This window comes from Halolamina sp. CBA1230 (assembly GCF_002025255.2).
GTDB lineage: Archaea > Halobacteriota > Halobacteria > Halobacteriales > Haloferacaceae > Halolamina.
In genome coordinates this window covers 1,756,915-1,769,857 of sequence record NZ_CP054587.1, presented here as the reverse complement: position 1 = coordinate 1,769,857, position 12,943 = coordinate 1,756,915, and the positions used below count along the sequence as shown (strand labels likewise).

13 protein-coding genes and 1 pseudogene are annotated in these 12,943 nt (G+C 61.9%); 6 read left to right on the top strand and 8 right to left on the bottom strand.

Translation table 11 applies throughout. The features are described 5' to 3' along the window. The 3 genes from B4589_RS09290 to B4589_RS09280 are packed head-to-tail and all read right to left on the bottom strand — an operon-like array spanning position 1 to position 2,870. On the bottom strand, positions 1-807 hold the full coding sequence (locus B4589_RS09290) for an ABC transporter permease (RefSeq protein ID WP_079234009.1): 807 nt from the start codon (positions 805-807) through the stop codon (positions 1-3). A gap of 1 nt (position 808) precedes the next feature. After that, the gene (locus tag B4589_RS09285; RefSeq protein WP_079234008.1) at positions 809-1,720 is read right to left on the bottom strand and encodes an ABC transporter permease; all 912 of its coding nucleotides are present in this window, start codon (positions 1,718-1,720) and stop codon (positions 809-811) included. 13 nt (positions 1,721-1,733) lie between these two features. Next, positions 1,734-2,870, bottom strand: coding sequence for a PotD/PotF family extracellular solute-binding protein (locus B4589_RS09280; protein ID WP_079234007.1), 1,137 nt, complete (start codon positions 2,868-2,870; stop codon positions 1,734-1,736). 188 nt (positions 2,871-3,058) lie between these two features. Here B4589_RS09280 and B4589_RS09275 point away from each other — a divergent pair, with 188 nt between their 5' ends. The 3 genes from B4589_RS09275 to B4589_RS09265 all read left to right on the top strand — a co-directional run bounded on the left by B4589_RS09275 (position 3,059) and on the right by B4589_RS09265 (position 7,333). Further along, entirely contained in the window at positions 3,059-4,147 is a 1,089-nt protein-coding gene (locus B4589_RS09275; RefSeq protein ID WP_079234006.1) for an ABC transporter ATP-binding protein, read from the top strand. Between the two features lie 231 nt (positions 4,148-4,378). After that, positions 4,379-5,827 carry a hypothetical protein gene (locus B4589_RS09270; protein ID WP_079234005.1) on the top strand — a complete coding sequence of 483 codons (1,449 nt, stop codon included), beginning with the start codon at positions 4,379-4,381 and terminating at the stop codon, positions 5,825-5,827. Between the two features lie 255 nt (positions 5,828-6,082). Then, positions 6,083-7,333: an RNA-guided endonuclease TnpB family protein gene (locus B4589_RS09265; RefSeq protein WP_079234004.1), complete on the top strand. Its 1,251-nt coding sequence runs from the start codon at positions 6,083-6,085 to the stop codon at positions 7,331-7,333. 74 nt (positions 7,334-7,407) lie between these two features. Here the strand turns inward: B4589_RS09265 and B4589_RS09260 are convergent, their stop codons facing one another. Continuing rightward, a complete protein-coding gene (locus B4589_RS09260) occupies positions 7,408-7,632 on the bottom strand; it encodes a hypothetical protein (RefSeq protein WP_079234003.1) in 225 nt (74 codons plus the stop codon). A gap of 705 nt (positions 7,633-8,337) precedes the next feature. On the opposite strand from B4589_RS09260, the gene B4589_RS09255 reads away from it, so the two are divergent. Together B4589_RS09255 and B4589_RS09250 are read left to right on the top strand one after the other, a co-directional pair. Further along, the gene (locus tag B4589_RS09255; protein WP_158081160.1) at positions 8,338-8,484 is read left to right on the top strand and encodes a hypothetical protein; all 147 of its coding nucleotides are present in this window, start codon (positions 8,338-8,340) and stop codon (positions 8,482-8,484) included. Between the two features lie 96 nt (positions 8,485-8,580). Continuing rightward, positions 8,581-8,862, top strand: a complete 282-nt coding sequence (locus B4589_RS09250; RefSeq protein WP_143414296.1) for a hypothetical protein — start codon at positions 8,581-8,583, stop codon at positions 8,860-8,862. Here the strand turns inward: B4589_RS09250 and B4589_RS09245 are convergent. From B4589_RS09245 to B4589_RS09235, 3 genes and pseudogenes are all read right to left on the bottom strand, one after another. Beyond that, on the bottom strand, positions 8,847-9,383 hold the full coding sequence (locus B4589_RS09245; protein ID WP_079234002.1) for a hypothetical protein: 537 nt from the start codon (positions 9,381-9,383) through the stop codon (positions 8,847-8,849). The genes B4589_RS09250 and B4589_RS09245 overlap by 16 nt on opposite strands. Before the next feature lie 310 nt (positions 9,384-9,693). Next, entirely contained in the window at positions 9,694-10,968 is a 1,275-nt protein-coding gene (locus tag B4589_RS09240) for an RNA-guided endonuclease TnpB family protein (RefSeq protein WP_079234001.1), read from the bottom strand. A gap of 333 nt (positions 10,969-11,301) precedes the next feature. Beyond that, a pseudogene (locus B4589_RS09235) lies at positions 11,302-11,472 on the bottom strand (nucleoside-diphosphate sugar epimerase); the annotation flags it as partial. A gap of 87 nt (positions 11,473-11,559) precedes the next feature. Here B4589_RS09235 and B4589_RS09230 point away from each other — a divergent pair. Beyond that, complete coding sequence (locus tag B4589_RS09230) at positions 11,560-12,246, top strand: nucleotidyltransferase domain-containing protein (protein ID WP_079235207.1); 687 nt, start codon at positions 11,560-11,562, stop codon at positions 12,244-12,246. Positions 12,247-12,428: 182 nt separating this feature from the next. Here B4589_RS09230 and B4589_RS09225 read toward each other — a convergent pair whose 3' ends face one another. Then, a complete protein-coding gene (locus B4589_RS09225) occupies positions 12,429-12,734 on the bottom strand; it encodes a hypothetical protein (RefSeq protein WP_176330519.1) in 306 nt (101 codons plus the stop codon). Positions 12,735-12,943: the final 209 nt, after the last annotated feature.

Below are 12,943 nucleotides of genomic sequence, written 5' to 3'. Positions count from 1 at the left end.
TCACTCGCCCTCCGTATCGATGACGTGCTCGGTGACGTTGCCGAGGTTCATCCCGATCGCCAGCAGGACCGCGATGAGGACGATGATGAGCGTCGAGATGGCGTTCATCTTCGCCGTCGAGTTGTACTTGATCAGCCCGTACATCGTCACCGTCAGCACGTTCTCGGTGCCCTGAACCATGTACGCGCGGATGAAGTCCTCGAACGACCGGATCCACGCGAACACGGCGCCCGCCATCACTGCCGGGCGGATGATCGGGAACGTGACGTCCCAGAACGTCTCCCACTGGTCGGCCCCGAGGTCGCGGGCAGCCTCCTCGACGCTCGCGTCGAACGCGTACAGCCGCGAGGAGACGATGAGCACGACGAACGGGAGCCCGTAGAGGCTGTGGGTGAGGATGATGGTGACCAGCGAGAGCTGCATCCCCAGAACGGTGTTGAAGAACACCAGCAGCCCGAGCCCTAGGACGATACCGGGGATGATCATCGGCGTGATCAGCAGCGTCCGGTAGGCGTCCTTCAAGGGGAACTCGTAGCGGGCCAGCGCGAAACTCGCCAGCACGCCGATGACCGTCGCGATGCTCGCGGCGACGGTGGCGACGAACGCGCTGTTGAGCACGGATCTGACGATGAGACCGTCGTTCAACGCCGCCACCATGTGGCTCAGCGTGAACCCGCGGAACGGGAACACCGTCGACGCGTTCTCCGCGACCGAGAGGAAGATCATCACCGTCAGCGGCAGCCAGAGGAACACCAGCGTCAGCACGGTGACGGCGTACAGGAGTCGGGAGATGGTCCGTTCGCGCATCTCAGACCCCCCCCAGATCCTCGATGTCGATGTACCTGAAGCTCAGCCCGAACAGGATCAGGATCGTGAGCACGATGATCATGCTCGCGGCGCTCGCGTAGTCGACCTGGTACAGCGCGCCGACGCGCTGTTCGATGTACATCCCGAGCATCAGGATCTTCCCCTGGCCGAGGAACCGCGGCGTGATGAACGCCCCGAGGCTGGGGACGAACACGAACAGCGACCCGGCGATCATCCCCGGCAGCACGAGCGGGAAGATGACGTCGACGAACGTCTCGACGCGGCTGGCGCCGAGATCACGCGCCGCCTCGACCAGCGCGAAGTCGACCCCGTCGAGGCTCGCGTACAGCGACAGCAGCATGTACGGGAAGTACGCGTGCACGAGCCCCACGACGACCGCGGCCTCGCCGTAGGGGAACAGGTTGGTCGTCCCGAGGAGCCCCAGTCGTCGGAACACGGTGTTGAGGATCCCCCCGTCGCCGAACAGCAGCAGCCACGAGTACGCACGGACGATGTACATGGTGAAGAACGGCAGCAGCACGAGGAAGATCACCACCCCGAAGCTCCGTTCGAGCCGCGTCACCAGCGCGTAGGCGACGGGGAACGCCAGCGCCATGGTGATGATCGTGGTGACGACCGCGATCTTGAAGGAGAGCAGGACGATCGACGTGAACGTCCCCCCCTGGAACAGCGCGCGGTACGACTCGAGGTTCGGCTCCCAGATCACCTGAAACGTCGTCGGGTTCACGCGGGCGAAGCTCAGCGCCGTCATCAGCGCGACCGGGGCCAGCAGGAACAGCGCGAGCCACAGGAGGCTCGGCCCAGTCGTGACTGCGAGCTTCCGCTTCTCCGAGCGGAGCCGCGACATGAGCCGCTCCCGCGTCTCCCGATCGACGATAGAGAGAACGCTCATGAGTCGATCTGACTCAGGCGTCCTTGACTTCCTCCCACGCGGAGATCCAGGCCTGCTCGTCCTCCATTGGCTTGAACGGGATCAGGCTCTCCATCCGCGAGGGGTCGACCATGAACATGTTCTGCTGCTCCTCGGTGAGATGCTCCTCGATGCCGGGGACGGTAGTCGGTGCCCCCCCGGCCTCCGCCAGCTGGGCCCCGATCTCGGGGTCGAGCATGGCGTTGATGAGGTCCTGCACGGCTTCCTTGTTCTCGGACTGTTGGGAGATGATGGCCGCCTCGTACCACGCGAGGCCGCCCTCCTCGGCGACGGTCGTCCCCGCACGGGAGACGCCGTCCTGCTGGAGTTGGACGATCTCGTTGCGGCCGCTCCAGCCCGCGTACACGTTCTCCTGCTTGTACGCCTTCACCCACGAGGGGTTGCCGGCGAGGTAGCCGAACAGCAACGGCTTCTGATCGATGAGTGCCTGCTTGCACTCCTCGAGTTGGGAGTCAGACAGCGACACCGTTTCGCCCTCGAAAGCGTCATGGAACCCGAGGTGCAGTGCCGCCATCCCGAGCGCCTTGAAGTGGTTGTCGTAGACCGCGATCTTCCCCTCGTACTCGTCGTTCCACAGTGTCTCGGTCGTCTGCCGGCCGGATTCGGGCACCTGCTCCTTGTCGTAGGAGATGCCGTACCAGCCGAACCGGATCGGGACGCCGTACATCGACCCGTCGTACTGGAACTGCTGGTTCGACAGGTTCCGGAACTTCTCGTACATGTCCCCCCAGTTGCCGATCGCGTCGGTGCTGATGCTCTGGAGGAGGTCCGCCTGGTAGAACTTGTTCACCAGGTTGTTGTTCGGGAGCGCCATGTCGAACTGATCGGCCCCGCCGGCGTTCCACTTGCTGAACATCTTCGTGGAACTCGTCATGGCGGTCATGTTGATGGTCCGGCCAACTTCCTCCTCGAGTTGGTCCTGCACCTCGGTGTAGTCGTTCCAGACGATGATGTTCAGCGGGCCGCCGCCGCCGCTCCCGCCGAGCGGACCGATACAGCCAGCGGTCGCGGTGAGCCCGGCGGCACCCGCCGCCGCCAGGTAGGTCCGACGGTCGACCGTCCGACCGTCGGTGCCAGTTCGGTTGGTATGGTCACTCTTGTCGTGTGCCATCGTTTGGCGCCTTACGAATCGTCCCGAATAAAACTACTGTCTATTTGGTATACTGTCGCACGATCAACTATCCGCCCTCGGCTGTGATTCACCCGGAAGCGCGGCCCTACCACCCTTCCAGCCGAGCAGGAGTGTGTCGTGCTGACACAGCGCTAGGTTCTTAACCACGGGTCCTGCTAAGCATGGGCATGGCCGCAGACCAGGAGGCGGTGACCGAACCGGACGGATCCCCTGGCGAGGCGCTTGTCGAACTCGACGGGGTTCGAAAGGAGTACGGCGACCTCACGGCCGTCGACGGTCTCGACTTCGATATCCGCCGGGGCGAGTTCTTCTCGCTCGTCGGACCGTCCGGCTGTGGGAAGACCACGACGCTGCGGATGATCAGCGGGTTCGAGACGCCGACCGAGGGGACCGTCTACATCGACGATACGGACGTCTCCGGCGTTCCCCCGAACGCCCGCGACACCAACCTCGTGTTCCAGCACCTGGCGCTGTTCCCGCATATGACCGTCGCCGAGAACGTCGGCTACGGGCTGAACAAGGCCGGCGTCGAGGGGTCGACGAAGGACGAGCGCATCTCGGAGTACCTCGAACTGGTCGACCTCGGGGGGTTCGAGGAGCGCAACCCGACGGAGCTGTCCGGTGGCCAGCAGCAGCGTGTCGCGCTGGCACGGGCGCTGGTCAACGAGCCGTCGATGCTGCTGCTGGACGAGCCGCTGGCCAGCCTCGACCGGAAGCTCCGCAAACAGATGCAGGTCGAACTCCGGACGATCCACGAGAAGACCCAGGGATCGTTCTTCTACGTGACGCACAACCAGGAGGTCGCGATGACGCTGAGCGACCGCATCGCGGTGATGAAGGACGGCCACATCGAGCAGATCGGCGCGCCCGAGGAGATCTACCGAAAGCCCGCGACCGAGTTCGTCGCGGACTTCATCGGGGACACCAACCTGTTCGACGGGGAGACGGTCGAGCGGGACGGCGAAACCGTCGTCCAGGTCGGCGGCAGCGATGGGTTCACGGTCCCCGCTGCCGGGAAGTCCGGCGACGTGACCGTCTCGGTCCGGCCGGAGGATTTCGACTTCACAGACGGCGTCGGCGACATCGACGGCAAGGTCGTCGAGCGGTACTTCCAGGGGGACCAGACCAACTACCTCGTCGATCCCGACGGCGATCTCGACGACGTCCAGGTCGTCGTTCAGGGGCGTGAGGGCGGCGTCGAACGCGGCGAACGCGTCTCGGTACGCGTCGTCGAGGGGACCCCCTCCGTGTTCTGAGTACCGGCCACCCTGCGGGCGGCGGTAGCGTTTTTGTTGGCTGTACGCAACATCGTCGCTATGGACGGTCGACATCGCGCCCACGTTGGGGGTGTCACCCCGGCAAACGGACGAGGCACAGCGCCGGCACGGTGGGTCGCCGACGGTGCTGTCGACTCGCGCCGGTGTGTGTGCCGCCCGTGCGCGTCGGATCCGCCCGCCAGCGCTCGGGAGGGAGCCTGAGAGCGGCCCATGGCGGCGATCCCCGAACGGGCGTTCCGTGCGCTACTTGCCGACTGCTCGCGGTCGACGTTCACCGCCTTCGTCGCGGATCTCTGGCGGGCCCAGGGAAACGAGGTCCAGCGGGACGGCGACCGCCTGATCGTCGGCGACGAGGTGCTGCTCCCGGTCGAGGACCGCGGGACGGCGCCGCCCGACGACGGCCGTCTCGTGGTTGCAGCGTCGGTGGGATCCGACGCCGACGCTATCGGGGCCGGTGCGCTCCACGAGATGCTCCTCTACGGTCTCGACCGCGATCGTGCGGCAGCCCTCTTCGAGGATCACTTCGGCCGACCGATCGACGACGACTGGTCCGATCTGATCGAGGACTCGCAGTCCGGGAACGCCGGGACGAGTGCCGACGACGAACTGGCGTCCGCCGAGGAGATGTCGACTGGGGAGCCAGCCGCCGTCGACGAATCGGGGACTGACGAGGAGGCGTCGGCCGAGGGAGCCGATCCGGAGACGAATGACGACGCCGAGGACGAGCCGCCGCCGGTGATCCCCGCGTCGGTCCGATCGCTGGTCCGCTCGCTCGGCGAAACGGTTCCACGTGATCGCGAGGGTATCACGGCGATGGCCCGGGACTGGCGCGTGGTTGCTGCCGTGGTCCTCGTCCTCGTCGTGTCGGCGGGCGGATGGTGGGGGCTGTTCGTCCACGAGCCAGCGCCCCAGACCCCCAGCGAACTCCCGTTCGAGGCGGCGGACACGACGTTCCCGGTCGACGACTCCTACCGCGTCGTCGCCCGCCTGCACACGACCGTCGACGGGGAGACGTACTCGATCACGGGCACCCGGACGTTCGTGCCCGGCGACCCGTCCGTGACGCTCATCCGGTGGAGCTACGGCGGCCCGGACGGCCGGACCACGATCGTCCGCTACGAGCGCAACGGGAGCTTCACCCGCCAGACCTGGATGAACGCCGCCGACTACCGGAGCTTCCGGGACGCCTACCGGGACAGCGAGGAGTTCGTCCGCGCGGTCGACGCCACGCGGACGGTGTACACCGCCGACCGGGACGGCGTGAATGCCGGCACTGTCTTCGGCACCGACGTCCCGCTGTCGATGCTCGCACAGGTGCCGTACGAGCGGCGCGGCACGACCCGCTTCGACGGTCGGGAGGTGGTCCGCTACGCCGCCGAGCCGGGCTGGGTGACACGCGCGTACGGCCTGCTCGGTGATCGACGGGCGACGTGGGTCCGCACGACGAACGGGGAGGTGCTCGTCGCCCCCGACGACGGTCGCGTGCTGCACGCCGACGTCGAGGCGACGGTCGTGGACGCCGAGACGTGGTGGGACGCGCTGACGGGGCCGGGAAGCGGGATGACGGTCCGATACCGCGTCGAGTCGGATGTCGAGCGGCCGGAAGCGCCGCCGTGGGTCGAGGAGATCGACACGCGGGGGAATCGGACACGGCGGTGATGAGTAAAATAACGGACCCACTCATCGAAACTATAAAATGTACTGGTTCATATGTGTCTCTTGTCAGCGGTTTCCACGCTGACACGGATAAGCGGTCAGCGAATCCGCTCCCCCTGAAAGCCGCTGCAGAGTGGATGTCCATTCACTTTTACAGGCTGTCGAGGCGAATGCCACGGGGCTTGACCCCGTGGATGAAGCCGACAACTCGTCAACCAAACCACTAAGTCGAAACACACCGATAATCGAGGTACAGCGATGTGGTACGACTACCGCTTCCGCGCCTACCCTGACCGAACAGGTGTGGCTGCGGAAGTGGAACGCCACATCGACATCCACCGCCAAGCCTACAACCACACCCGCCACGAATACAACGCCCTCAACACCGACGAGGACAACATCGGCTCGGCGTACCAACACCAGAAACGCCTCACCGAGTGGAAAACGGAGTGGCCCGTCTTCAAAGAAGTCCACTCGAAGGCGTTGCAGAAAACCGTCGAACGGTTCTACGACAACCTCTCCACCCTCAAAGAGAAGAAGCAGAACGGACACAAGGTTGGGTGGATCAAGTGGAAGGCACCGCGAGAGTACCAGAGCATGACGTACTCGCAGTCCGGCTTCGAACTCAAAAACACGAGTGGCCGACATGCGACCCTCTGGCTCTCCAAAATCGGTGACATCCCCATCCGCTACCACCGAGAAATCCCCAGCAACGCCACCATCAAAGAGGTCACTCTGAAGAAGGAGATGACTGGTGAGTGGTACGTCACGTTCGGCCTCGAAGTCGAAGACGCCATGCTCCCCGAGAAATCCGACGTAGATGACTTGGATGCCGAGGATTGCGTTGGCATCGATCTCGGTATCCAGAACTACATCTACACGAGCGATGGCGACAGCGTGGACTGGCTCGACCTCTCTGACGAGTACGACCGCCTGCGTCGGGAACAGCGCAATCTCTCCCGGAAAGAACACGGGAGCAACAACTGGGAGGAACAACGGCGTGAGGTTGCCACGGTCAAGCGAAGGATCAAGCGGAAGGTTGAGGATTTCCAGCACAAACTCACGACGTGGCTCGTCAAAGAGTATGACGCCGTGTTCGTGGAGGATTTGAACGTCTCTGGTATGCTTCAACAGCGCGGGAATGCGCGGAACAAGCAGGATGCTGCGTGGCGCGGATTCATCGAGATGCTGGAATACAAAGGCGACCTGTACGGCACGCACGTCGTCCAAGTGAACCCGCGTGGCACGACGAAAGAGTGCGCCGAGTGTGGTGTTGAGACGGAGAAGCCGTTGTGGGTGCGGGAACACAGTTGCCCGAGTTGTGGGTTCGAGGCGGATAGGGACGCAAATGCGTCGCTGAATGTTCTTGCTCGCGGTCTTCAGGAGTTAGGTCTGGGACAGGCCGAAGTGACGCCCGTGGAGACTGCGACCGCTGTGGAAACCGACGGAGGGCAGTCTCCGTCGGTTCCTGCAAGTCGCGTCGTTGAATCGGGAAGCCTCGGGGCTTGACCCCGAGGCGGTTCACCGTGGCAGCGGCTTTCTCTCCCCTCTCGTTGGCATAATCGGTCCCATCTGTCGCTGATTCAGGCGACGCCGACGCCGCCCGGGCGCACGGTGACGTACACACGCATCTCGATGTCTTCGGGGCACGCTTGCTCGATCTGCTCGACGATATCGAGTGACTCGTACTCCTCGACGGTGTAGTCCGGGTCACGGAGACAGACGGCTGCCGTGCCGTCGGCCGCAGCGTCGACGATGCTGTCCGTGCGACGCTGGACCTTCACTTTGAGTTCTTCACGGGGACCCATATTCGAGACATGTTGTTTCCAAAACCAATAGTGTTTTCGAAGAATTCGCGTGTGAACGTGCCTCAGCGGACTCGAACGCGTTCGGACTCCTCGATAAGCTTGCCCGGCGTGCGCAACGCTATCCCAAATGCGGTACGGGAGGCCTCGCCGTTCACGGCGAGGAGGATGCCATCGATTGCCTAGCTGAATCGGTAACAGGTGATCTCGCTGGCGCCGCAGTTGGGACATGCCTCCGTGTCCGCTGCGAGCGTTTCGCCGCAGCGTCGACATTCCCACACCGTTGTGGGCTCGTCGTCGACGACCTCGCTGAGGCGGTCGAGGAGACGCACTGGTTAGGAATTTGTCTCCTCCATATTAACTCCAGCCATCTAAATGGTTACTACTTCAATAATTCATTGGGGAATGTGTTCTTTGTTCTGACACCCTTCTGCAATCGAAACCCACATCCGAATATTCGAACCGCGAATCGATAGACAGGAACCGATTCTTTGCGGTTCGCAGCCCATCACTTTGTGGAGCTTTGAGGAGTCGGCCATCGTATCGTGAACGTAATGCTTTGAGGGGATTCTCGATGTCCGTCGGGTCGGCGTCGGTTCCGAACTCGTCTTCCTACTGGACCCGAGTACGAGAAGCCGAGTCTCAGAAAATACTCTAAAGTATCAAACTCTGAAGTACGATTCTCCAAAGTATTCGGTGCTGCAAGCGATGTTCGATCACGAACTCGACGGTTCAGCCGCGACGTTCGTCCTCGTCGGATCGTCGATCAGCATGATGGAAGAGGCTGCATTACTCGGCAATAGTGAGGTACCCGTTCTGGAGTGCGGGGTGCTCAGCGAACTCCGAGAGCAGTAGATACAGTGCAACGACCTAGGCATCATCGTTCACCCGTTATTTCGTAACACTCATTATTTATTGACTGTCAATGGATACATTATAGGTGTCTCCGTAATGCCGGATAAACCATCGGACTCTCTCGCCCTCTCGGAGGAACAGAAACTCGTCACTTTTGAAAGACACGACGATGCATTATTTGAGGATGATTTACTATCGGCGTTTAAGCAAGCTGATCAGAACTTGGCGGACCAAGATGGCCCGATGAGGAAGTTCATTGACTTCTCTGCAGTTTCGAACTTAACGTGGGAGAATCCACAGCTGGAAGTGCGAACAAAAGTATGGGGATACCCACTGCGTATCACATCCGACTATATCATAATCTACTCGGCTGAGTAGTCGCTGTCTGTCGCTGGTTCATCCGGTTTGTAGTCGTCCGGGCCAGCGCCATTCCGTCCACCGAGGAAGAGGATGGCGTCGAGGTCACCACGCGTGAACCGCGCCTCGTACGACCAGTAAAGCCCGTCTTCGACCTCGTCGGATGTCCCGTGAAACTCGAACGAGCCGTGCATATTGTGGTCGAGCCAGAACGCTTCGTCGACGGTCTGCTCGTCTGGGGCGGCGACGCCGATCCCTCGCTCGAGGAGGTCGTGGGCGTCCGCATCCTCGCAGAACGAGACGTACGCTTCCCAGGAGTCGAACCCCTGCTCGGTGGCCTCCTCCTGTTTCTCCTCGGTAGTTTTCTCGCGGTACTCTCGTTCGCGACGCAGTAACCGACCTGTCGACGTGAGTTTGTACTGCTGCATCGCCGGGCGGCCGATCTGTTTTGTCTGCCACTCGATCTCGGTCGGACTCCGGGTGCCGGGGAACTTCGGGAGTTCGACGCCGTCTTCCACGAGCAGGTCGTCGTATAGCCCCATCGGTGACGTCGCTTCGGCCGTCGACGGCAAAAACGTCCCCCACGACAGTAGTTAGTGGTCAGCGCGCCTGTTGATCGTCGATGAACGAAAGTTGGGGTGTCGACTTCCCCACCCCACCATGTCGAGTGTTCGTCGGGCTAGCAGAGTGGTCATCTTGCCACCTCGACGTCGGCTTCTCGGCCTCTCACACCCCACCGTGTCGAGTGCTCCGTCGACAAAGTCGATGTCAAGTGGTGACTCTCTGTCGAGGATTATCGCTTCTTCCCAGTTGCGGCCTCGGATTTGCTGGTCTTTGGTCAACTACCCCACCTTACTCGCTCGCGCTAACGCGCTCGCTTCGTTGACGGTGGGGCTTGTCCGTGGACTCGGCCTCTGACGCGTCTGCGTACGGGGTGTATCCCCGAGTTGGCGTCACTGTCCCGGACTTCAGGGCGTATTGACTGACGCCCCTCCCACGCGAGGACTGTTGCTCGCGTCGGAGATACACATCTGCCACGTTCTTGGCAGCGTTGTAGTCGGCGTGATTCTGATTCCCGCACTGCTGGCACTCGAACATATCGCGTGACGGGCGATTATTGTCGTGGATATATCCACACTCTGCACACCGCTTACTCGTGTTCTTCGGATTCGTCGTCTCCACGAACAACCCTCTGGCTTCGGCCTTGTACTCGACGTACTCGTACAAGCGATCGAACGCCCATTCGGAGTGCCACGCAGCTTCGGGCAGTCGCTCACGAATGCCGCCCAACTCCTCGAACACGATACCGTCACAGTCGTAGTGGAGAGCTTCTTCGACGATGCCGTTGGCCACGCTGTGTAGAACGTGTTTCACGTACTCGTCTTCTCGTCCGCTCACGGTTTCGAGTGTGCGGTGTGCGTTCCGCGTGCCACGCTCTTGGAGGTCGCCACGCACGCGCTCGAACTCTCGTCGCTTGTGGTTGAGTTCACCAGCCGAGAAAAAGCGGGCTGTGCTGGTGACGGCGATTTCGTTGACGCCGAGGTCAACGCCGAGAACCGTTCCGTTCTCGGTCGCTTCGTCGGTAGTCTTGGGCTTGCGGAAGCCGAGGTGCAAATACCAGTCTCCGTCTCGATAGTGGAGCGTGGATTCCGTGGGTTCCCACTCCTCGCTGTCGAGGTACTGGTGCTGGTAGCCCTCCTCGTCGTCAGGCAGTACGAGGTCGGCTCGAACGCGAGCGTGGTTGCCGTACGTGGTGAGCGATACTTGTTCTTTCTCGGGGAAGACGGTCATCGTCCGACTGTCGTAGGTAACGGTCGGACTCGTGTACGTTGGTTTGCTGGCTTTCTTCCCGTCTTGACGACGGGAGATACAGGATTTGATGTTCTCGGCTGCTTGGTGGCACGCGAGGATGGCGTGCTGGCTGCCGAGACTCGTGTTCTCTCGTACGTCGTCGTACGCGAGTTGCTGCACGTCGGACTTGGAGTGACACCGTTCCCATGCTTTGTCCACGGCAATTTGGCATCCCTGTTTCCACTCCTCGATGGTATCTCGGAGGAGTAACTCGTCGGTGGGGGATACGGCCAGCCGTGTGATGGCGGTTCGGCGGTGATAGTCGTCGTCCGACACTATATTCAATGTAGTACTGAAGTCAGTTAATAGAAAGGGTTGTCGCTCCTCCCCTCTCTACTGCGCTACTCGTTCGCTCCGCTCACTGCGTTGCTCCTTGAGGAAGGGGACTCCGCCTCGACAGAAGTTGAATATCTCTTGAGGAACACTCGACACGGTGGGGTGGGCGGAAGAGATCACCGTCCAACAACTCTAGTCCCGGGCCTCGACGACGGCGTCGCCGCACTCGACACAGACGTACGCGCCGTCGATGGTTTCTGCAGCGGGGGCGTTGCACGGGATGCACTTCACGCGCGAAGATTGGACGGATCGTGGGTAGCGACTCATCGGGAGTCAGTCCTCCGCGACTGTCGAGTCCGTGTACGGCTCGCAGACACGCTTGACACCTTCCTCGAAGTCGATTTCGGGTTCCCAGCCCGTGGCGTCGTGGAGCTTCGAGTAGTCGGCCATCGTGTCGTGGACGTCCACTTCGAGGGGGTTCTCGATGTACGTCGGGTCGACGTCGATGTCGTCGTCGTCCACCTCGTGGGTGATCGGCACATCGTCGTCAGGTATTTATAACTCGTTGCGCAAAATCAGATAGTGTCCGAGATGGCGGGACAAGAGATAACGATCTGTATCGATGCGTATCCGGAGGCGGACTCTCCCGTCTTTCGTATCGAGGCAGCGGACGATATCCTCCGATTGTTGGCTGACGCCCATGAAGCGGAGTTCACCATCCCGGAGCTCGTTGACGCGACTGGCGCCAGCCGGTCGACCGTATGGCGGGCAGTCGACCTCCTCGACTCGATTGGCGCGATTCGCGTTCGAGAGACGCCCCAACGGAACTACGTCGCCATCAACCCGGACCGACTCAACAAAGACGACCCCGTGCTCGCTATCGATCAATCGGCGTTTCACGACCCGATCCGCGCGTTCGTGAAACGCGTACGGACGGCGATCGCCGACGCTGACGCCGACGATGTCGGTCCGGTCGCCGGGATCGTCGTCTTCGGAAGCGTCGCTCGTGGCGAGGCTGATCGCCGGAGCGATATCGACCTGTTCGTCGTCGTCGAGGGTGATCGAACGACGGCTCGGCGTGTCGTCACTGACGTCGTTGCCGATCTCCAGTCCCAGCGCTTCGACGGTGAGCGCTTCGAGTTCGAACCGTACGTCGAATCCGTCGAGAGCGCACGCAGGGCTGGGTCGAAGCTCGACGAGATCTTCGAAGAAGGGGTGACGGTGTACGGTACGGAGACACTCCAGTCGCTCCGGAAGGCGGTGATCACCGATGAGTAGCAACCAGATTGAGCACCTCATCGACGAGGTGCAAGCGGCGTTCGATCGCCGACCGACCGAAATCGAACCCGGGCTCGACGTGGCGGATGGCGCATTGCTGCAACTGCGGACGGCCTGTCGACTCCTCGCTGGGGCTGACTCGCGTCGCGAGTACAACTCCGGATACCGAGACGGCAACGGATCTAACGCTGAAGGACGATTCTGAAACGTGTCAGCCCGGGCGTCGATGACGGCGTCGCCGCACTCGACAGAGACGTAGACTCGTCGACTGTTTCGGTTGCGGGGGCGTTGCACTGGACACTCTTTGCGCGTGAGGTCCGGATGGAACGTGGGTAGCGGCTCATGAGGGTAGTCAGCTCTCTGCAACGGTGGCGTTCCTTGTACGGTTCGTTGACGCGGGCGACGTCTTCCGCGAAGTCGATCTGGGACTCCCAGTCAGCGGCCTCATGGAGTTTCGAGTAGTCCGCTATCGTATCGTGGCCGTCCACCTCCAGCAGGTTCTCAATGGACGCCGCATCAACGTCGATACTGCTCGTCTTTCGCGATGCTGCTCTCTACCGAGCAGTCACCTACCACAGATCGTCTCCGGTCCGGAAACACACGCAGCAAGCCGAATGTAGCCAGGCAGCGAGCGGTGGGTACGACTGACGAGTGCCCAGTTCGGTGGATACAGCCCTGCTGGCTGCCCACTTGTGCG